General features: G+C 66.8%; 17 protein-coding genes. 7 read left to right on the top strand and 10 right to left on the bottom strand.

Annotated features, from left to right (window positions below):
- Nucleotide 1: 1 nt before the first annotated feature.
- From GGQ61_RS04180 to GGQ61_RS04165, 4 genes are all read right to left on the bottom strand, one after another.
- Complete coding sequence (locus tag GGQ61_RS04180) at nt 2–2668, bottom strand: hypothetical protein (protein WP_183769999.1); 2667 nt, start codon at nt 2666–2668, stop codon at nt 2–4.
- Between the two features lie 113 nt (nt 2669–2781).
- On the bottom strand, nt 2782–3837 hold the full coding sequence (locus GGQ61_RS04175; RefSeq protein ID WP_183769998.1) for a 2-oxoacid:ferredoxin oxidoreductase subunit beta: 1056 nt from the start codon (nt 3835–3837) through the stop codon (nt 2782–2784).
- On the bottom strand, nt 3834–5660 hold the full coding sequence (locus tag GGQ61_RS04170; protein ID WP_183769997.1) for a 2-oxoacid:acceptor oxidoreductase subunit alpha: 1827 nt from the start codon (nt 5658–5660) through the stop codon (nt 3834–3836). The genes GGQ61_RS04175 and GGQ61_RS04170 overlap by 4 nt, the downstream gene beginning before the upstream one ends.
- Nucleotides 5651–7432 (bottom strand): FAD-dependent oxidoreductase, encoded by a 1782-nt coding sequence (locus GGQ61_RS04165; RefSeq protein WP_343056019.1) that lies wholly within the window; start codon nt 7430–7432, stop codon nt 5651–5653. Before GGQ61_RS04165 ends, GGQ61_RS04170 begins: the two co-directional genes overlap by 10 nt.
- A gap of 335 nt (nt 7433–7767) precedes the next feature.
- On the opposite strand from GGQ61_RS04165, the gene GGQ61_RS04160 reads away from it, so the two are divergent.
- Nucleotides 7768–7938 (top strand): hypothetical protein, encoded by a 171-nt coding sequence (locus GGQ61_RS04160; RefSeq protein WP_183769995.1) that lies wholly within the window; start codon nt 7768–7770, stop codon nt 7936–7938.
- 115 nt (nt 7939–8053) lie between these two features.
- Here the strand turns inward: GGQ61_RS04160 and GGQ61_RS04155 are convergent, their stop codons facing one another.
- Complete coding sequence (locus GGQ61_RS04155) at nt 8054–8866, bottom strand: potassium channel family protein (protein WP_183769994.1); 813 nt, start codon at nt 8864–8866, stop codon at nt 8054–8056.
- Nucleotides 8867–8907: 41 nt separating this feature from the next.
- The gene (locus GGQ61_RS04150) at nt 8908–10794 is read right to left on the bottom strand and encodes an ABC-F family ATP-binding cassette domain-containing protein (RefSeq protein WP_183769993.1); all 1887 of its coding nucleotides are present in this window, start codon (nt 10792–10794) and stop codon (nt 8908–8910) included.
- A gap of 133 nt (nt 10795–10927) precedes the next feature.
- On the opposite strand from GGQ61_RS04150, the gene ndk reads away from it, so the two are divergent.
- The gene (gene ndk, locus GGQ61_RS04145) at nt 10928–11347 is read left to right on the top strand and encodes a nucleoside-diphosphate kinase (RefSeq protein ID WP_183769992.1); all 420 of its coding nucleotides are present in this window, start codon (nt 10928–10930) and stop codon (nt 11345–11347) included.
- A gap of 131 nt (nt 11348–11478) precedes the next feature.
- On the opposite strand, the gene GGQ61_RS04140 is transcribed toward ndk, so the two are convergent.
- Nucleotides 11479–11667, bottom strand: a complete 189-nt coding sequence (locus tag GGQ61_RS04140) for a hypothetical protein (RefSeq protein WP_183769991.1) — start codon at nt 11665–11667, stop codon at nt 11479–11481.
- Nucleotides 11668–11885: 218 nt separating this feature from the next.
- On the opposite strand from GGQ61_RS04140, the gene GGQ61_RS04135 reads away from it, so the two are divergent.
- Genes GGQ61_RS04135 through GGQ61_RS04125 form a run of 3 tightly spaced genes read left to right on the top strand, consistent with a single transcriptional unit; the run spans nt 11886 to nt 15049 of the window.
- The gene (locus GGQ61_RS04135; protein ID WP_183769990.1) at nt 11886–13043 is read left to right on the top strand and encodes an acyl-CoA dehydrogenase family protein; all 1158 of its coding nucleotides are present in this window, start codon (nt 11886–11888) and stop codon (nt 13041–13043) included.
- Between the two features lie 9 nt (nt 13044–13052).
- Entirely contained in the window at nt 13053–14273 is a 1221-nt protein-coding gene (locus GGQ61_RS04130; RefSeq protein ID WP_183769989.1) for a CoA transferase, read from the top strand.
- A complete protein-coding gene (locus GGQ61_RS04125) occupies nt 14270–15049 on the top strand; it encodes an enoyl-CoA hydratase/isomerase family protein (protein WP_183769988.1) in 780 nt (259 codons plus the stop codon). Before GGQ61_RS04130 ends, GGQ61_RS04125 begins: the two co-directional genes overlap by 4 nt.
- 16 nt (nt 15050–15065) lie before the next feature.
- Here the strand turns inward: GGQ61_RS04125 and purM are convergent, their stop codons facing one another.
- Nucleotides 15066–16091, bottom strand: coding sequence for a phosphoribosylformylglycinamidine cyclo-ligase (purM, locus tag GGQ61_RS04120; RefSeq protein WP_183769987.1), 1026 nt, complete (start codon nt 16089–16091; stop codon nt 15066–15068).
- A 92-nt stretch (nt 16092–16183) separates the two neighbouring features.
- On the opposite strand from purM, the gene rnd reads away from it, so the two are divergent.
- Nucleotides 16184–17371 (top strand): ribonuclease D, encoded by a 1188-nt coding sequence (gene rnd, locus GGQ61_RS04115; protein ID WP_183769986.1) that lies wholly within the window; start codon nt 16184–16186, stop codon nt 17369–17371.
- A gap of 33 nt (nt 17372–17404) precedes the next feature.
- Complete coding sequence (locus tag GGQ61_RS04110; RefSeq protein WP_183769985.1) at nt 17405–17578, top strand: type 2 periplasmic-binding domain-containing protein; 174 nt, start codon at nt 17405–17407, stop codon at nt 17576–17578.
- Between the two features lie 381 nt (nt 17579–17959).
- Here the strand turns inward: GGQ61_RS04110 and GGQ61_RS04105 are convergent, their stop codons facing one another.
- Both GGQ61_RS04105 and GGQ61_RS04100 read right to left on the bottom strand, forming a co-directional pair.
- Entirely contained in the window at nt 17960–19225 is a 1266-nt protein-coding gene (locus tag GGQ61_RS04105; protein WP_183769984.1) for a serine hydrolase domain-containing protein, read from the bottom strand.
- A gap of 58 nt (nt 19226–19283) precedes the next feature.
- Nucleotides 19284–20678: an alkaline phosphatase gene (locus tag GGQ61_RS04100; protein WP_183769983.1), complete on the bottom strand. Its 1395-nt coding sequence runs from the start codon at nt 20676–20678 to the stop codon at nt 19284–19286.
- Nucleotides 20679–20759: the final 81 nt, after the last annotated feature.

Here is a 20759-nt window from a genome sequence, read left to right as displayed (position 1 = left end):
ATCAGGACGCGCCTCCGAGCGTGCAGGTCGATCCGTCCCCAAGCGTCACAATCACCTGCGGGTGCGAAGGACGGTTGGCGAGGTCGAGGATCCAGCCCACGGCCGCGTCAGTGACCATGGGCAGCGATTGAGGCACGTCCGGGCGGGCCTTGCCGGTCTTCGCAGCGCCGACGAGCAGGCCGTCGTCGAGCACCGAGACAGCTCTTACGGGGGCGCCGGAGGCGACGTCCCAGGCCCAACCGAATATGCGCCAGTCCCCGGCCTTGCGCGCCGCCATGCCGTCGAGGCTGCCGCGGCAACGGTCCAGGTCGATCCCCGGGTCGGGCACGAGCTTGGCCATATAGGCGAGCTCGGGCGGATGCAGTTCGCGAATGGCCGCTGACGGCCAGAGCCATACGGCGGCGCCTGTGACGAGGGCGAGCGCCAGGGCGACGAGCACCGTGCGAGCCGGCCTGCCGGGCGTGGGCCGGCGAAGGGCGAGGGCGAGGCCGCCGCCAGTGAGCGCCAACGCGCCGACAGCCGCGAGATCCAGGTTGATTAGGGCGTCGAGCGGCGCGGCGATCCAGACGATCGCCGTATAGAGCGCCGTCGCCGCGGTCAGCGCCAGCAGCACCGGCCGCCCGCGCGGCCAGGCGCCGACGCTGACAACGCCGGCTAGGGCCAAGGCCAGAACTGCGTCATAGCTGAACTGGTGGACGAACAGCGCCAGGAAAGCCACGCCGACGAACAGCGCATAACACCCGGCGACGGCGCCCAGCAGCGGAGCGGCCATCGCCGCCTGAGGCTTGCGGGCCGCGCGGGGCTGCAGGACGCCCCATATCCCGCATGCGCCCACCAGCAGGATGGCGAGGTTCCCGGCGCTGAGCGCGTAGAAGTCCCAGTATCGCAGGCGTCCGGCGAGGTTCGTCTCCGGCGGCGGGATCGGACGCGACAGCGTTTGGGGGCTGGGCGGCGGCGTCGGGGTGAACAGGTAGGCTGCGATCTCCGCCTTGGCCTGCAGCCATTCGCGCGCGGAGTGCTCCTGGTATCGCGCCGCGATCCGCGCCAGCAGAGGCTCCTGGGAGCCAAGATGCAGTTCGCCAGTCAGAGCGTAGGCCAGCAAGGGGTCATCGCTCGGCAGAGCGGTCGCCTTAAAGGCGGACCAAGTCGCCAGCAGCGCCAGCCCCACGGCCGCCCCAGCGACCAGCGCCTTCGGCGAGCGCCAAAGGCGGGTGGCGAAGTAGATCAGCGCGACGGGCGCCAGGAAGAACGCCGAGGCCGAGTGGCAGAGCATCGCGAAGCCCGCCAGGCCGCCAAAGGTCGCGGTTTCGCCGAACGGAGCCCTCCTAGGGGCCCGCAGTCGGAAGGCGTATGCGGCCGCCGCGATGCTGAACGCCGCGCCCATGAGCTTCGGCCAGGTGTATCCCGTGTTGAACAGCGCGAACGGGGTGAGGGCGACCAGGATCACGCCGATGGTCGCGACAGCGGCCGGCGACTTGCCGGCCCTGCGAACGCCCCAGTAGAGCGCCGCCGCCCAGAGCGCCGAAAGGGTGATCCCGCCGACGCCGAGCGTGGCCGCATGCAGGTGCGGTCCGTCGTTGTTCGCCTGGAGGAGCGCGAAGAGGTCAGCGAATAGAAGGTAGCCGCCGGCCATGAGCGGCGGACGGTCGCTGAGCGACCAGTCGCCCGGCAAGGTTTGGAGCGGATGGACGCCGAGGCGGACGGTCTCGGCGAATATTCCAGGCAGCAGATGATCGGAGGACCAGACGGCGGGAGCGAACCTGCGCGCCGCCTCCCACGCCCCCGATCCCGTCCCACCCAGGTGAAGCACCGTGAAGACCAGGAACGCGGTCAGGAACCAGGCGCAGACCGGGAATTTCTGGGCCCTCCAGACCGAGCTGGCCACGTCCGGGGTCTTCCAGCAGACCCATGCAACCGTCCCGGCGAGTGCCGCGACGAACAGGAGGCCGCCGCCAGGCGGCAGCGGGGTCCAGGCGTAGGCGTAGAAGATCGTTAGGGACGCTACGCCCACGCCCAGGAAGCCAGCCAGCACCGGGTCGACGCCGCTTCGGGTGGCCCTCGCGACAACACCGCCAGCGAAGAACGCGGCGAACACCACGGCGAAGGCCGTGAGCAGATAGCCGACAAACCCAAGGTACGACTGCTTGAGATAGCTCAGCGTCGAGACGCTATATGGCGGGGCCACGCCGATGTTGCGATAGTCGGAGGTTCCGACAAGGCGCAGATAGACCTTGCCGTCGGGGCACCAGTTCGGTCCGAGAGGGACGATGGATTCGGTGAAGGTGCCTTCCGTCGCGCCGCCAGCGATGGGCTTGATCCGGCCATGGCTGGAGCATCGCAGATAGAGGGCGTTGCGTGTCTCGTACTCCCGGACCGCGCCCTGATAGGTGACGCCGACATAGTCCACAGGTTCCAGCGGGCCGATCTCAAGCGCCATGGGACGCACCCCGCGGGGCGACAAGGATCGCTGGATGGCGGAATCGCGTGGTGTTCCGGCCCTGAGCGCGCCGTCGACACCGACAGCATCGTGCAGAGGCTGGGTGTGCGGCCGTCCCATCACGATCTCGGTCGAAAGGCCCTGCATCGGCCTCGCCGAAGGTTCGGGCGCGAGTATGACGGCAAGGCTCAGCAGAGCCAGCGCGCCAAGCATCGCCCGCAGCAACCACATGCCTGCTCGCTCCCCTCGGTCCGCCGATGAATCAGCGGGCATAGACCATAGGTTAGCAGCGCGTACGGAAGAAGATGCCAGCGGGGGTTGTGGTGGCTGATCCTTCGCTCGGTTCAGCGTAGCGCGGCGTTGAGCTTGGCCAGCGCAGCCGCTCCAGGCGTCAACTCGCGTTCGCTCAGCGTGTTCAGCGGGACGTCGACAGTCCCGAGGTTCTCATGCAGATCGCGCGCCTCGGGGTCCAGGAACAGCAAGCCGGTCACGATCTCGCCGAGCGCCTGGCGCGCCTGCAGATAGGCCAGCGCGCCGACCCGGTCGGACGGGTCGTAGTGTTCAGCAAGCTTGTGAAGGTGCAGCACCGACCCGTCGTGCTGAGCGACCGGCACAGTCTCCCCGGGAGCGTAGTCGATGGTGATCGCGTTGCGCGCCGGCACCAGATCCATCCGGTTCACAGCTTCGTTGTGTTCGCGCACGTAGTCGTAGGACTTGGTCGAGCCCGCATGATTGTTGAACTGCACGCAGGGGCTGATGCAATCGATGAAGGCTGCGCCCTTGTGGCTGAGCGCTGCTTTGATCAGCGGTACGAGCTGGTTCTTGTCGCCCGAGAACGAGCGCGCCACGAAGGTCGCGCCCATCTGCAGGGCCAGGCTGACCAGATCGATGCCTGCGTCGTGGTTGACGACGCCCTTCTTCGACTTCGAGCCCTTGTCGGAAGTGGCGGAGAACTGGCCCTTGGTCAGGCCGTAAACCCCGTTGTTCTCGACGATGTAGAGCATGTTCACGCCGCGGCGGATCGAGTGCGCGAACTGGCCGAGGCCGATCGAGGCGCTGTCGCCGTCGCCTGAAACGCCCAGATAGATGAGGTCGCGGTTCGCCAGATTGGCGCCGGTCAGCACCGAGGGCATGCGCCCGTGCACGGTGTTGAACCCGTGGGAATTGCCGAGGAAGTAGTCGGGGGTCTTGGACGAGCAGCCGATGCCCGACAGCTTGGCGACCCGATGCGGCGGAAGATCCAGTTCGTAGCAGGCCTGAATGATCGCCGAGGAGATCGAGTCGTGTCCGCAGCCGGCGCACAGGGTCGACACCGCGCCTTCGTAGTCGCGCCGCGTGTAGCCGAGTGCGTTGGGCTTGAGGTGCGGATGATGCAGTTGCGGCTTGGTGATGTAGGTCATTCGGCCGCCTCCGGCATGGGCCTGCGCTCGCTCATCAGCCGGGTGACCGCTTCGGTGATGAAGCGCGCGGTGATCGGCGTGCCGTCGTAGTGCAGCACCGCGGTCAGCCGGGACGGATCGATCTCGCCCTCGTTGACGAGCAATGTCCGAAGTTGGGCGTCGCGGTTCTGTTCGATGACGAACACGCGGTCGTGGGCGGCGATGAACTTGAAGACTTCGTCGGCGAACGGGAAGCCGCGGACCCGCAGCGCATCGAGGTGCAGCCCGGCGTGCTCGAGGCTGTCCAGCGCCTCGTGGACGGCCGGCGTGCTTGAGCCGAAGTAGATCACGCCGTCGCGGGTCGCCCGCGTCGCATTCCGAAGGATCGGCCCAGGCACCAACCGGCGCGCGGTGTCGAACTTGCGCAGCAGCCGCTCCATGTTGCCGACATAGACTGCGCCTTCCTCGCTGTAGCGGGCATATGGATTGCGCGAGGTGCCGCGGGTGAAGTAGCCGCCCTTGGTCGGGTGCGCGCCCGGATAGGTCCGGTATGGGATGCCGTCGCCATCGACCTCAAGGTAGCGGCCGAACTCCACGCCGGCCTCGAGTTCGTCGTAGCCGAGCACCTTGCCGCGATCGAGCTTTCGGCTGTCGTCCCATTCGAAGGGCTTCGTCAGCCACTCGTTCATGCCGATGTCGAGGTCGAGCATGACGAACACCGTGGTCTGCAGGCGGTCGGCCAGGTCGAACGCTTGGGCGCCCATCTCGAAGCATTCGCCGGGATCGGCGGGCAGCAGCAACGGGTGCTTGGTGTCGCCGTGACCGGCATAGGCGGCGGCGAGCAGGTCGGCTTGCTGGGTGCGGGTCGGCATCCCGGTCGAGGGGCCGCCGCGCTGGACGTCGAAGATCACCGCCGGGATCTCGGCGAAGTATGAGAGGCCGATGAACTCGGTCATCAGCGATACGCCCGGTCCGGAGGTCGCGGTGAACGCCCGGGCGCCGTTCCAGCCGGCCCCGACCACCACCCCGATCGAGGCGATCTCGTCCTCAGCCTGGACGATCGCATAGCGCGCCTTGCCGGTTTCCGGATCGGTGCGCAGATCCTCGCAGTAGCCGGTGAAGGCTTCGGCCAGGGAGGTCGAGGGCGTGATCGGATACCACGCGCAGACGGTCGCGCCGCCGTAGACGGCGCCCAATGCTGCGGCGGCGTTGCCCTCGACGAAGATCCGGTCGCCGACCCGATCAGCGCGCCGGACCTTGAGCCGCAACGGCGAGAGATGCTCGGCGACGTAGTCGCGGCCCATGTGCAGGGCCGCGACATTGGCGGCGATCAGCCGATCCTTGCCGGCGAACTGCTCGGCTAGAAGCTGCTCGATGACGCCGATCTCGATGTCGAGGAGCGTCGCCAGCGCGCCGACATAGATGATGTTCTTGAACAGCTGGCGTTCGCGCGGGATCTGGTAGGCCGCATTGCACATCGCCGTCAGCGGCACGCCGACCACCGTGATGTCGTCACGAAACTTGGAGGGCGGCAGCGGCTTGGTGCAATCGTAGAACAGGTATCCGCCGGGCTCGATCTCGGCGACGTCGCGATCCCAGGTCTGGGGGTTCATCGCCACCATCAGGTCGACGCCGCCGCGGCGACCCAGATGTCCGGCCTCGGTCACGCGCACTTCGAACCAGGTCGGCAGCCCCTGGATGTTGGACGGGAAGATGTTGCGCGCCGCGACCGGCACGCCCATGCGCAGGATCGCCTTGGCGAACATGCTGTTGGCGCTGGCCGACCCGGAACCGTTGACGTTCGCGAACTTGACGACGAAGTCGTTCAGCGCCTCTAGCGGCATGATCCCCCCGCATGGGTCATTTCCAACAGGAATTTCTGCATGTCCCACGCGCCGGTGGGGCAGCGTTCGGCGCAGAGGCCGCAGTGCAGGCAGACGTCTTCGTCCTTGACCATGACCCGGCCGGTCGGAAGGTCGCCCGACACGTACAGCGCCTGGTCAAGGTTCAGCGCAGGGGCCTTCAGGCGGCCGCGCAAGTCGTCTTCCTCGCCGTTCTCGGTGAAGGTGATGCAGTCGGTCGGGCAGATGTCGACGCAGGCGTCGCATTCAATGCAGGACGCCTCTGCGAACACGGTCTGGACGTCGCAGTTCAGGCAGCGCTGGGTCTCGCGGTAGGCGACGGCCCGATCGAAGCCCAACTCGACCTCCAGCCGCACGTCCTTGAGCGCTTCGCCCTTATCCAGCAGCGGCACGCGGTAGCGAGCGTCGTTGGCCGGATCGTTGTCGTAGCTCCACTCGTGAATGCCCATCTTCTGGCTCGTCATCGACGTGCCGGGAGGCGGGCGGATGGTGAGATCCTCAGCCTTGCAGAACTTGTCGATCGAGATCGCCGCGTCGTGGCCGTGGGCGACCGCCCAGATGATGTTCTTGGGGCCGAAGGCCGCGTCCCCGCCGAAGAACACGTTCGGAGCCGTCGACTGAAAGGTGAGGGGATCGACCGTGGGCATCCCCCACTCGTCGAACGCCAGGCCGATGTCGCGCTCGATCCAGGGGAAGGCGTTCTCCTGGCCGACGGCGATCAGCACGTCGTCGCATTCGTAGTGTTCGTCGGGCTCGCCCGACGCGACCAGACTGCGGCGTCCCTTGGCGTCGTACTCGGGGCGAACCTTCTCGAATGTCACGCCTGTCAGCCGGCCGTTGTCGTGCGTGAAGGCCTTGGGGACCAGGAAGTTGAGGATCGGAATGTCCTCGTGGAGCGCATCCTCCTTTTCCCAGGGGCTGGCTTTCATCTCCTCGAAGCCGGAGCGAACGATGACCTTGACGTCCTCGCCGCCCAGCCGGCGCGAGGTGCGGCAGCAGTCCATGGCGGTGTTGCCGCCGCCCAGCACGATCACGCGCCGCCCGATCTTGTCGAGGTGTCCGAACGAGACGTTGCTGAGCCAATCTATGCCGATGTGGATGTTGGCTGCCGCCTCCTGGCGCCCGGGCAGGTCCAGGTCGCGGCCACGCGGCGCGCCCGTGCCGACGAAGACGGCGTCGTAGCCCTCGTCCATGAGCGCCTTGAGGCTGTCGACCCGCGCGCCCAGACGAACGTCCATCCCAAGGCCCGTGATGTAGCCGACCTCTTCGTCGATGACTTCCTCCGGGAGGCGGAAGCGGGGAATCTGGCTGCGGATCATGCCGCCGGCCTTGGCCTCGCCGTCGAACAGGGTGAGTTCGTAGCCCAGCGGCGCCAGGTCGCGCGCGACCGTCAGCGACGCCGGCCCGGCGCCGACCAGCGCAATGCGCTTGCCGTTCGAGACCGCTACGGGCGCGGGCAGGCGGCCGGTGATGTCGTCCTTGTTGTCGGCGGCCACGCGCTTCAGGCGGCAGATTGCGACCGGCTCGTCCTCGACCCGTCCGCGTCGGCAGGCCGGTTCGCAAGGTCGGTCGCACGTTCGGCCCAGCACGCCTGGGAACACGTTCGACTTCCAGTTAACCATGTAGGCGTCCGAGTACCTGCCTTCGGCGATCAGGCGGATGTACTCAGGCACAGGTGTGTGGGCCGGGCAGGCCCACTGGCAATCGACGACCTTATGAAAGTAGTCAGGCCCCTCGGTACTGGTGCGGTGCACAATCGCTTCCTTCCCACACGCCATTCTTTCGCGGTTGCGAAGACGAGGGTCAGTGAAAGCAGACTCGGCTTACCGCGACGCAGCGTTCAAGAGGATGGTAGGACCCTATCGTCGCGTGAGCCAATACATTTCTTGCGGCTCCCAAGGTCTAGGCATTCGATTTCGTCGACTTGTGCTGTGGGCTCCGCATCAGGGGACTTGATGGCCAAGCCGCAGGTTGGCCGGCTCAAGTTGCTGTGAAGCCCGGCGAATTTCACGCGCCTGTTACGCGAAGGGGGTTGGTTGACGTCAAGCTTTGCTTAACAATTTCGCCAACCAGCCAAGGAGGTCCTCCGATGCCGAACCAGCCGTTCGAAGTCGCGTCCCCGTTCGACGACGCCGAAGTCGCCGATATCATGATCGATGCGGCCGCCGATGAGGCCCAGGACAGCCAGTCGCTGGAGATCAACTTGCGCCGCGCCCAGGCCGAGCACGCCGAGAACCTGCGCCTGGCTCGCGCTCTGTAAAGGCCGCTACTTGTGGCGCTTGCGGAGCAGGCGGCGCAACGCCGCTAAGCCTGCGGGCGCCAGCAGCACGAGCACCAGCAGCATATAGATCAGGCGGGCTTCCTCGGGCACGGTCCTAGACCTCGTCGTCGTTCGGAATGTTCAGCAATTCGCCGCACGCCTTGCAGTGCACGGCGTCGATGTCGTGTCGGCGCAAGCCGCAGGTCGGGCAGGTGAAGCGGATCTTGTAGGGCCGAAAGAGGGCCTGGGCGAGGCGCACGAACAGCGTGATCCCCGTCAGCATCGTCACGATCGAGATCACCCGGCCCCATGTTCCCGGCAGGGTGATGTCTCCGAACCCGGTCGTCGTCAGCGTTGCGATTGTGAAGTAAAGCGCATCGACATAGCCGCCGATGCCCTCCGTCCGCGCGAAGCTCGTATAGACGAAGCCCGTCATGATGAAGATGAAGGTGATGAGGGTGGAGGCGGCCCGGATCACGTCTTCCCATCGCGTCTCGTTGTAGCGCCGCCCGACCGTGTCCCAGAAGAACTCGGAGTGGACGAGGGTCCATAGTCTCAGCACCCGCAGGAAGGCGAGATTGAACAGCCACAGCGGGAACAGCAGCGTCACCAGGACGAAGAGGTCGATCCAGGTGACGGGCCGCTTGATCCACGCTGCGAGATTGTCGCTGGCCAAGGCTCGCGCCAGCAGGTCCGCCGCCAATACGAACGCCACGGCGTAGTCGATGAACAGGAACGCCGGCGTCTCGCGGATCAGCGGCGCGGCGATGAAGAACGCGATCATCACGAGATCGATCGTGATGACGGTCAGCCGGAAGCGGACCGAGCGGTCGGACTTGCCGAAGTAGAGTTCGTGCAACCGCGCGCGGATGCGGGGCGCCAGGCGGCGTTGGCCAGGTTCGGGCGGCGAGAGCGCGTCGGCGGGCATCGCCCAACCATAGGCGGCTATGCGGGCAGGGGAAGGGGGCTCTAGCTGTCGGCCTTCAGGGCTTCATAAGCCTCGGTCGCCTCCAGCCATTCCAGCTCGGCGGCTTCTAGGGCCGCCTCCGCGACGGCCCGTTGGCGGCCGAGTTCGGCGGCCTTGGCGGGGTTCTCGCTGAAGATCTTCGGATCGGTCAGGGCCGCGTCGATCTTCGCCAACGCCTGGCTGGCGCGGGCGAGCGCCGCCTCCGCCGCTTCGGCGCGGCGGCGCGCCGTGCCGGTCGGGACCTTGGATTTCGCCGCGGGCGGCGGCTTGGGCGCGGCGACCGGCTCGGCCTCGCGCACCTGGGTGGGCGCCTTGCCGGCCTGCTTGGCCCGGTCGATGACGAACTTGGCGTAGTCGTCCATGTCCCCGTCGAAGGGCGCGATGGTGCCGTCGGTGGCCAGCCACAGCCGGTCGGCGACCAGTTCCATCAGCGAGCGGTCGTGGGTGATTAGGATGACCGCGCCCTCGTAGTCGTTGAGGGCGTCGAGCAGGGCCCGGCGGCTGTCGATGTCGAGGTGGTTGGTCGGTTCGTCGAGAATCAGCAGGTGCGGCTTCTCGGCGGCGACCAGGTTCAGCAGCAGGCGGGCGCGCTCGCCGCCGGACAGATTGGCGACCGACGTCTCGACCTTCTCGTGCCCGAGGCCGTATTGGGCCAGGCGCGAGCGGCGGCTGGCCTCGGACGCCTCGGGCATTTCGCGGCGGATGATGTCGAGCGGCGTGTCGTTGGGGTCCAGCGCCTCGATCTGGTGTTGGTGGAACCAGCCGACCTTCAGCCGCGCCGAGCGCTTGAGTTCGCCGGTCTGCGGCTCCAGCGCGCCGGCGACCAGCTTGGCGAAGGTCGACTTGCCGGCGCCGTTGACGCCGAGCAGGCCGATGCGGTCATCCAGGTCGAGCCGCAGGTTGAGGTGCTTTAGGATTGGCGGGCCGTCGGCATAGCCGGTGGCGACCCCTTCAAGGCGCACCAGCGGCGGCGCCAGCGGCCGCTCGGGCGAAGGCAGAACGAATGGCGCGGTGTGCTCGATGACCACCGCCGAGACCGGCGGCAACTTGGCCAGCATTTTCAGGCGGGACTGGGCCTGGGTGGCCTTGGACGCCTTGGCGCGGAAGCGGTCGACGAAGGACTGCAGGTGGGCGCGCTGCGCCTCGACCTTGGCCTTTGTCGCTTCCTGCAGACGGGCCTTCTCCTCGCGCTGGCGCTCGAACTGGTCGTAACCGCCGACATAAAGCGTCAGCTTGCCGTCCAGAAGGTGCAGGATGTGGTCGCAGCTGTTGTTCAAGATCTCACGGTCATGGCTGATGATCACCGCGGTGTGCGGGTACTTTTTCAGCCGGCTCTCGAGCCAGAGCGCGCCTTCCAGGTCGAGATAGTTGGTCGGTTCGTCGAGCAGCAGCAGATCCGGTTCGGCGAACAGCGCTGCGGCCAGGGCCACACGCATTCGCCAGCCGCCCGAGAACTCAGCCATGGGACGGGTCAGGTCGGCGTTCGAGAAGCCAAGGCCGGACAGGATTTCTGCGGCGCGGCTGGGCGCGCGATCGGCCCCGATTTCGGACAGGCGGCCATAGATGTCGCCCATCCGCTCCGGATTGGCGGTCTCAAGCTCATGCAGCAGCCGGGCGCGTTCCTCATCGGCGGCCAACACCGTGTCTATGAGCGGGACCGGCGTGGCTGGGTGCTCCTGGTCGACGGAGCCGATGCGGGCCTGCTTGGGGTAAGCGATCTCGCCATCGCCGGCGTGCAGCTGGTCGAGGATCAGCTTGAAGAGGGTCGACTTGCCGACGCCGTTGCGTCCGACGAGCCCGACCTTGGCTCCCACGGGGATGCTGACGCTCGCGTGGTCGAAGAAGCGGCGGCCCCAGGAGTCGAAGGTAAGGTCGTTGATCAGCAGCATGGGAGCGCGGGGCCTTAGCAGAGGCCGCCGCCAAAGGCGACCGTCGTGCGCTTGGCGATGTCACATCGGGCGGCTATAAGCCCGCCACCCGCGCGGGCCCCCGCGCCTCCCAAGAATAAGACAAGCAACAGACATGACCGAACGCACCTTCTCGATCATCAAGCCGGACGCCACGAAGCGGAACCTGACCGGCAAGGTCAACGCGGTGATCGAAGACGCCGGCCTGCGCATCGTCGCTCAGCGCCGCATCCAGATGAGCCAGGCTCAGGCCGAGAAGTTCTACGAAGTCCACAAGGAACGTCCGTTCTTCGGCGAGCTGGTCGAGTTCATGACCTCGGCGCCGGTCGTGGTCCAGGTTCTGGAAGGCGACAACGCCGTCGCCAAGTATCGCGAGGTCATGGGCGCCACCAATCCGGAACAAGCCGCGGAAGGCACGATCCGCAAGCTGTTCGCCCTGTCGGTCGGCGAAAACTCGGTTCATGGCTCGGACAGCCAGGACAACGCCAAGATCGAGATCGCGCAGTTCTTCACCGACGACCAGATCGTCGGCTGATTTCGGGTAAGGCTAAGCTCCGGTCGCGTTTAACAGGCGCGGCCACGAGCCTCGCTCGGTCAAGAATGCGGACCAGACGCATGATAGGCCCCGTTCGGCGCTCGCCGGGCGGGGCCTTCTCGTTCCAGGGATCAGCGTGGGCGGACGATCTGGCTGGCCCGCAGGTGCGGGGAATGAATGCGGTCGTACTGGTCGGCCAGTTTCAGATGCAGGGCCGCGTCCAGCAGGCGCGCCCCGCGCAGGCCCCTCGGTGGAGGATCGGCGCTCAACGCGCGCCAGAGGCTGACAGCCTCCTTATGCAAGCGTTCATTGCGGTTCATGCTGTCCATGCCGGTTCGAACAATGCAATCGCAACGAAGTTCCGCCTGAAGGTGGTTAACGATTCGCAAATTCCCGGAAGTTGTATTTGAGTTCGCTTCAGTGTTCGGCAGGCGAAAACTGAAGCTTGCTCGGCCGCTCGCTGACGTAGGGGCATGGCTTTCCCGTCGGAAGGCTTTGGGCTAGCTGGTGCCGGACTTGGTGCGTCGCGGAGGCAGGCTTGAGCGGGACAGAGAGTTTTCCTGAAATCCGTGAGGCTGTGCGCAAACTGTGCAGCCAGTTTCCCGGCGAATACTGGCGCGAGCGTGACCGTGACCGCACCTATCCCCAGGAATTCGTTGCGGCGCTGACCGAGGCTGGGTTTCTGTCGGTGCTGATCCCGGAGGCGTACGGCGGATCGGGGCTCGGCCTGGCCGCCGCGACCGCGGTCCTCGAGGAGATCCATCGGTCCGGGTGCAACGGCGGCGCCTGTCACGCCCAGATGTACACCATGGGCACCATCCTCAAGCACGGCAGCGAGGCGCAGAAGCAGGCTTACCTGCCCAAGATCGCGTCGGGCGAACTGCGGCTGCAGGCCTTTGGCGTGACCGAGCCGACCGCCGGCACAGACACCACGCGCATCTCCACCTTCGCCAAGCGCGACGGCGACCACTATGTCGTCAGCGGGCAGAAGCTCTGGATCAGCCGGGCCGAGCACTCGGATCTCATGGTCCTGCTGTGCCGGACGACGGCCCGGGACGACGCCGCCAAGCCCTCGGATGGCATGAGCGTACTGATCGTGGACCTTCGTGAAGCGGTGGGGAGGGGACTGACGATCCGGCCTGTTCGCACAATGCTCAACCACGCGACCACGGAGCTGTTCTTCGACGGGCTGCGGGTTCCGACGGCGAACCTCGTGGGCGAGGAGGGCAAGGGCTTCCGCTACATCCTCGACGGCATGAACGCCGAGCGCATCCTGATCGCTTCTGAGTGCATCGGCGACGGGCGGTTCTTCGTCGACCGCGCCAGCAAGTACGCGACCGAACGCGAAGTTTTCGGCCGGCCGATCGGCCAGAACCAGGGCGTCCAGTTCCCGATCGCCCGGGCGCACGTGCAGGTCGCCGCCGCCTCTCTGATGGTCGACAAGGCCGCGGCCATGTTCGACGCCGGCCTGGCGTGCGGCACTGAGGCCAATATGGCCAAGATGCTGGCGTCGGAAGCCTCCTGGTTCGCGGCCGACACGGCCGTCCAGACCCACGGCGGCTTCGGCCTCGCCGAGGATTACGACATCGAGCGCAAGTTCCGCGAGACGCGGCTCTATCAGGTCGCGCCGATCTCCACCAACCTGATCCTCAGCCACGTGGGCACCCACGTGCTGGGCATGCCGAAATCGTTCTGAGGGCAGGGGATGTATGATCTTCTGAAGGGCTTGCGCGTGGTCGAAGGCTCGGCCTTCGTGGCAGGGCCGACCTGCGGTCTCTATCTGGCCCAACTCGGCGCCGAGGTGATCCGCTTCGACAACATCGGCGGCGGGCCCGATTTCCGCCGATGGCCGCTCAGCGAGGGCGGCGAGAGCCTCTACTGGGAAGGGCTGAACAAGTCCAAGAAGTCGATCGCCATCGATCTGTCGAGGCCCCAGGGACGGGAACTGGCGGCTCGGTTGGCGGCTGCGCCGGGCGACGAGGGCGGGGTCTTCGTGACGAACTTTCCTGTCGAAGGCTTTCTTTCCTATGAGAAATTGAGCACGCTGCGTCCGGATCTGATCTGCGCGCGCGTCATGGGCTGGGCGGACGGCGGACCGGCGGTCGACTACACCGTCAACAGCGCCGTCGGCGTGCCGATGCTGAACGGTTTTCCGGAAGAGCCGCGGCCCGTGAACAACGTGCTGCCGGCCTGGGACCTGCTGACCGGCGCCTATGCGGCCTTCGCGCTGGTTTCGGCGCTTCACGCCCGTCAGCGGGACGGCAAGGGGCGAGAGATCCGCATCCCGCTGTCGGACATCGCCGCCACGACCATGGCCAACCTCGGTTATCTCGCCGAGAGCCTGGGCGGCCAGGATCGCCAGCGGATGGGAAACGACCTGTTCGGCGCGTTCGGGCGTGACTTCCTGCTCAAGGGCGGTCGGCGGATCATGCTGGTGGCGATCACCCCGCGGCAGTGGAAGGGGCTGATCCAGGTGCTGGAGATCGAGGCGCCGGTCGCAGCCCTGGAAGCGGAACTGGGCGTCAGCTTCGCCGCCGATGAAGGGCTTCGCTTCGATCACCGCGTGCGCCTGTTCCCCATTTTCGAAGCGGCGTTCGCCCGCAAGACGCTGGAGGACCTCAAGCCGTCCTTCGACCAGGAAGGCGTCTGCTGGGGGCCGTATCAGCCGATGAGCGCGGCCGCGGAAGATCCCCGTCTCATCAAGGGCAATCCGGTTTTCTCCGACGCCACGCATCCAAGCGGCCGCACCTATCCGACGGCAGGTTTCGCTGGGACTGTTCCGCAGGATGAACGCCGGCCGGCGAGCGGCGCGGCGCGGCTGGGTGAGCACACCGACGAGGTCCTGGCGCAGGTCTTGAAGCTGTCGGCGGGCGAGATCGCCAAATTGCATGACGCCGGCGTGGTCGCCGGCCCGGAGGGACGATGAGCAGCACAGTCGAGGTCAGCGAGCCGTCCCCCGGCGTAAAGGTCGTCACCCTTTGTCGACCGGACGCCGCCAATGCGCTCAACACGGCCATGGGCGAGGAACTGCTGGCGCTCTGGACGAGCTTGTCCAACGACGCTTCGGTCCGCGCAGCGGTGCTGACCGGGGCGGGGCGGTTCTTCTGCGCGGGCGCGGACCTGAAGGAGCGGGACGGTATGAGCGACCAGCAGTGGTCGGATCAGCACGTCATGTTCGAAGCGATGATCCGCGCGCAGCTGGCCTGCCCGTTCCCGATCATCGCGGCGGTGAACGGTGCTGCGATGGGCGGCGGCTGCGAGATGGCGCTGGCCTGCGACTTCGCCTGGGCCTCGCAAACGGCGCGCCTGGGGCTGCCCGAAGTGGGGCTCGGCATCATCCCTGGATTGGGCGGCACCCAGTACATCGTCCGCGCTGCGGGCGAGCGCCGTGCCTCCGAGCTCCTGATGTCGGGCCTGCCGATCGATGCAGCCCAGGCGCTGGATTTCGGCCTGGTCAACCGCGTGACCCCGCCGGACGAGCTCATGCCCCAAGTGCTGGAGCGCGCGCGGGTGATCGCCGCCAAGGCGCCGCTCTCGGTCAAGGCGCTGAAGAAAGTGGTCCGTGGTGGGGCGGCCCTGCCGCTGGGCAAGGCCATGGCGCTCGAACTGGCCGAGTACAATCGGCTGTTCAAAACCAAGGACCGGCGCGAGGGCGTGGCCGCCTTCAATCAGAAGCGGACCGCGGTGTTCAAGGGGGAGTAGCTCCCCTAGAGCGACCTCAGGCCGCGGCGAGCTCGCCGCAGACGAAGGCTTCCTCGCCGGCATGCAGCAGCCCGTCGAGCACGTCGGGTAGATCGTGCGGATCGACGATCAGGATCAGCCCCACGCCGCAGTTGAAGGTGCGGCGCATCTCATGCTCGGAGACGCCGCCGACCTCGGCCAGCCACTGGAACACCGGGGGCATCGTCCAGGCGTCCCAGTCGAACTTCGGCGCCAGGCCTTCGGCGATGGCGCGCGGCGGGTTCTCGATGAGTCCGCCGCCCGTGATGTGGGCGCAGCCCTTGATGCGGCCCTTCTTGATCTGGGGCAGAACGCTCTTGATGTAGATCTTGGTCGGGGCCATCAGCGCCTGGGCCAGGGTCTTGCCGTCTTCGAACGGCGCCGGTGCGTCCCAGGCCAGGCCCGAACGCTCGACGATGCGGCGGACCAGCGAGTAGCCGTTGGAGTGCGGGCCCGAAGAGCCGAGGCCGATCAGGATGTCGCCGGCCTGTTGGGCGTCCAACTTCGGCAGCACGCCAGCGCGGTCGACCGCGCCGACACAGAAGCCGGCCAGGTCGTAGTCGCCGTCCGAGTACATGCCGGGCATCTCGGCGGTCTCGCCGCCGACCAGGGCGGCGCCGGCCTGACTGCAGCCCTCGGCGATGCCGGCCACGACGCGCGCGGCGGCGTCGACGTCCAGCTTGCCGGTCGCGAAGTAGTCAAGGAACATAAGCGGCTCGGCCCCCTGGGCCAGCAGATCGTTCACGCACATGGCCACGAGGTCGATTCCGACCGTGTCGTGCTGGTCGGTGTCGATGGCGATCTTCAGCTTGGTCCCGACGCCGTCCGTAGTCGTGACCAGCAGCGGATCCTCGTAACCCGCGGCCTTCAGGTCGAACAGGGCGCCGAAGCCGCCGAGGGCCGCATCGGCGCCGGGACGACGCGTCGCCTTGGCCAGAGGCTTGATACGCTCTATCAGGGCGTTTCCGGCATCGATGTCGACGCCGGCCTGGGCGTAGGTGAGGCCATTGGGCCGGTCGGTCATGTGACGCCTTTGGTGCTAGGACGACTAGAAATTGGCCGCTGCGCGCATCGGGCGCTTGCAGACTCGGCCCTGCGCGAGCGTATAGCTACTTGATGACGCCGATTACAACTACCGCCGACCTCCAGGCGTTCTGCGACAAGATCAAAGACCAGCCTTTCGTCGCCGTGGACACCGAGTTCATGCGCGAGACGACCTATTGGCCGAAGCTGTGCCTGATCCAGGCTGCAGCGCCGAACGCCGAGGCCGTGATAGACCCTCTGGCCGACGGCTTGGACCTCGAGCCGTTCCTGGAAATCCTGCGCAATCCGAAGATCGAGAAGGTCTTCCACGCCGCGCGCCAGGATGTGGAAATCTTCAACAACCTAAATGCGATGCCGACGCCGCTGTTCGACACCCAGGTGGCCGGCATGGCCGCCGGGTTCGGCGAGCAGATCGCGTACGACGCGCTGGTTCGCCAGATGCTCAAGGTCGAGATCGACAAGTCGTCGCGTTTCACCGATTGGGCGCGCCGGCCGCTGACCGACGCCCAGTTGGTCTACGCCTTGGGCGATGTGACGCATCTTGCCAAGCTCTACCCGATGCTGCGCGCCCGCCTGGAGAAGGACGGCCGCCTGGCTTGGGTCGTCGACGAGATGCAGAGCCTGACCGATCCGGCGATGTACGACGTCAGCCCGGAAAACGCCTGGAAGCGCCTGCGCCCGCGCCGGCATACGGCGAAGTACCTGGCGATCTTCAAGGCGGTGGCGGCCTGGCGCGAGCGCACCGCGCAGCAGCGTGACCAGCCGCGCGGGCGGATCCTCAAGGACGACGCGATCGACGAGATCGCGACCCAGGCTCCCACGGACGCCGACGGTCTCGACCGCCTGCGTTCGGTGCCGAAGGGCTTCTCGGGCTCGCGGTTCGGACCAGACCTGCTGGCTGCCGTGCGTGAAGGACTGAAAGATCCTGAGGCCTATGCCCCGGTGATCGAGAAGACCAAGCACCAGCCGTCGCCGGCCGCAGGCGCGGTGGTCGAGCTGCTGAAGGTGCTGCTCAAAGCCCGGTCGGAAGACGCCGGGGTGGCGTCGAAGCTCATCGCGACGGTCTCGGATCTTGAGCAGATCGCCAATGACGACAACGCCAAGACCCAGGCCCTGACCGGCTGGCGGCGCGAGGCGTTCGGCGAGGACGCCCTGCGCCTGAAGCGCGGGGAACTGGCCCTGGTGCTGGACGGCGCCCGCGTGCGGGTCGTCGAAGTCCGTCGCGGGCCCAAGGCCAAGGCGACCGAAGCGGCGGAGTAAGCCCCGCCGCCCTCAGAGAACGACAGCGCGCGGATGGCCGGCGGCGTCCGCGCCGGTCGCTTGGTCCCGGTGCTCGAGGCGTTCGATCCGGGCGATATTCTGCAAGCCCCCGCCGTCTTTGTCGGGCGGGGCGGCAGGGTGTCGGCGCGGGTGCGGGCGTTCATCGATTTTCTGGACGCCAACATCCGCCTGCCCACATTGTTCTGACGAAGCTGTGGATAACGTCGGCCGCTTACAGCACTTGGCGTACCGCGGTTCGTCGACAGGCTTGCGCACCGCCTTTCCACCGAACGCGGATATATTTGTCTAAGGCTGCGCTTGCACGTCGGACGGATCGGCGCGAGGGTGGAGTTGTCGAAAGGAAACGCGGCGCAAACGAAGCGGGAGACCGGATCGGAAAGCGAGCGAAAGGCTCTGAGAAACGCAGCCGAGGGGCGACCCAAAGCAGCAGATCAATGGGTCACGACGACGGAAACGGCCGACCAGAGCAATCTCGCCCGCCGGAGATGTCGACGACCTTAGACCTTCAGGCCTTCGTGTCTGGAATGAGGAGGCGACGCGGCGGGAAACCACTGCGCCGCCTTCTTGCTATTGGGCGTCCTGTTTGCCCGCGTCCGTCAGCGCGCCATAGACGAGCGGATAAGAAATCGAGCGGACTTCCGGCGTGTCGCGGCCGGGGATCGAGCCGTTCAGGTTCTGGATCATGCCGACGAAGACCAAGTCGTTGGTCGGATCGATCCAGAACCAGGTCCCGAACGCCCCGCCCCAGTAGTAGCTGTCCTTGCCCTGAGGCGTTTCGGCCTTGGCTGGATCCAGGATCACCGCGAAGTCCATGCCGAAGCCGACGCCCTGCATGCTGGGGCCGTAGAGGTCGACCAGGACGCCGTCCTTCAGGACGTTCTTGCGCATGAGCTTGACGGTTTCAGGCTTGAGGATGCGGGCGCCGTCGAGTTCGCCGTTGTTGAGGAGCATCTGCGAAAAGCGCCAGTAGTCCTCGGTCGTCGACAGCAGACCGCCGGAGCCCGACAGCAGGGCCGGCTTCACCGACGGATCGACGGGGTTCGGCGGGACGATCAGCTTCTTGGCCGCGTCGTAGGAGTGGATGGCCGACACCCGCGAGACGTCTGCGGCAGGGACCGCAAAGCCGGTGTCGGTCATCTTCAGCGGCGCGAAGATGCGTTGCTGGAAGAAGACGTCGAGCGGCTGACCCGACAGCTTCTCGACGATGTAGCCCTGGATGTTGACGCTAGGGCCATAACGCCAGTCGGCGCCCGGCTGGACCGCGAGCGGCAGCTTGCCGAGCTTGTCGATCATCGCCTGCAGGGGCTGGTTGCGGTCGGTGACGTCGGGCGCATATCCACCCGAGACGTCAAAGCCCGCCGTATGGCTCATCAGTTCGGCCATGGTCATCGGGTGGGTCTGAGGGACGAGAGTCCCGTCCGGCCCCTTGACCTTCAGATCGGCGAATTCGGGAATATATTTGGCGACCGGATCGTCCAGCTTCCACTTGCCCTCTTCGTAAAGGATCATCATGGCCACGCCGGTCACCGGCTTGGTCATCGAGGCGATGCGGAAAATCGTGTCGCGCTTCATGGGCGCGCCGGTGGCGATGTCCTGGACGCCATAGGCGTCGAAGTGGACCACCTTGCCATGGCGAGCGACCAGTGTGGTGACGCCGGCCAATCGCCCGTCGTCGACCAGGCCGTGGAAGCTTTTGTCTAGAGCCGCGAGGCCCTCCTTCGACATCCCGACGTCGGCGGGGTTCGCCAGCTTGACCTCGGCGAAAGCGGGCCCGGCGATGATCGCGGCCGAAGCCAGCAGCCCGACAAGCAGGCCTTTGCGTGTGATGCTCATGACGTTTCCCCCACCGATTCTTGTTGTGCGAATTCTAGGGGGAGGTACGCCCGCGTGGCTATAGCCGAGGGCCGCTTTCGAGCCCCAGCGCCTCCTTCATCACGCGGTTGACGCCCGGCTGGTCCATCAGGCCGCGGATTTTCGAGGCGCCGGGACCGCGAGCGTAGGCCGCGACGTCCTCGCCGGTGTGAGCCGCGCTTAACAGTGGAACGGCGGCGTAGGTGAGCCGGTCCGGGTCGTCGACGTCGGTCCTGGTCGGGACGGCGCGCGGCTCTCCGGCGGCGGGCGCGCCGGGCCCCGAAGCGTACATCAGGATCGGCACCGTGCGGCCGTCTAGCGCTACCGGCGGGTCATCGTCATTGCCTTGCAGCACGCCGAGTATCGAGGTGTCGCGCGCGCCGCCGTTGATGGTCAGACCGTGACTGTGGTCGGCGGTGACGATAATCAGGGTGTCCTTGGGGTCAGTCATCGCTGCGGCGGCGGCGATCGCCTTGGAAAACTCTACGGTCTCGTTCAAGGCCTCGCCGGCCAGGCTGATATGGTGCGCCTTGTCGATCAGGGCGCCCTCGACCATCAGGAAGTAGCCCTTCTCGTTTTCGGCCAGGCGTTCGATCGCCTGGGTGGTCATTTGGGTCAGGGTCGGCGCGTCCGTGCCCGTCGCCTGGCGGGCGGTGTCGCGCATCATGTTGTTTGGCGCGAACAGGCCCAGGAGCGGCGCGCCGCTCTTTGGCGCGGCGGCGAGTTCGGTTGCGGTCTGCACGTAGAGTCCACCGGCCGTGCGCCACTCGTCTGTCAGGTCGCGGCCATCCATCCGCTTGCCGTCCTCGGCCACGAAGTTGGCTTGCCCGCCGCCGAGCATGACGTCGAAGCGGTTGGCCTTCGGGACGTCCAGCATCTGGCGGGCGATGTCGACGCAGCCAGCCTCGACGGCTTCCGGCGGGAGGTCGGCGTCGGATTGCCAGCGGCGCGACGGCGTGTGCGCATAAAGCGAGGCCGGAGTGGCGTCGGTGATCGCGGCGGTGGTCACCACGCCCACCGCCAACCCGGCCTGCTTGGCCTGTTCGGCCAAGGTTGGCGCGGACTGATCCTTGGCCGACGCGCAATCGGCGAACTTGATCTTGTCGGTCACGCCCAGCGCGCCGTTCAGCGTACGTCGGCCAGTGAGGAGCGCTGAGGCCCCGGCGGCTGAGTCGGTGACCAGGCTGTCGGCCGAATAGGTGCGCACCAGAGCCAGGTCGGGAAATGTCTCGAACGAGAGCAGGTTGGAGGCGCCGTCGACGCCCCGCTTCTGGCCCTCGTAGATCCGGGCAGCGGTCAGGGTGGAAACGCCCATGCCGTCGCCGATGAAGAGGATGACGTTCTTGGCCCGTTCGGCCCCCGCGGCCGGTCCGGCCGCCAAGGCCAGGGCGCAGAGCCCCGCCGCCAACTTGCCGCTCATGTTCGCCAACGTCACGCCCTCCATACTGTAGGGCGTCCTCTTGGTGGTTATTGGCTACAGCGCCGTGACGCGCCGATGACAGCTTGATTGCAGTCG

Source organism: Phenylobacterium haematophilum (genome assembly GCF_014196295.1).
GTDB lineage: Bacteria > Pseudomonadota > Alphaproteobacteria > Caulobacterales > Caulobacteraceae > Phenylobacterium > Phenylobacterium haematophilum.
The sequence above is the reverse complement of the archived record's forward strand: the minus strand, read 5'-3'. Positions and strand labels throughout refer to the sequence as shown.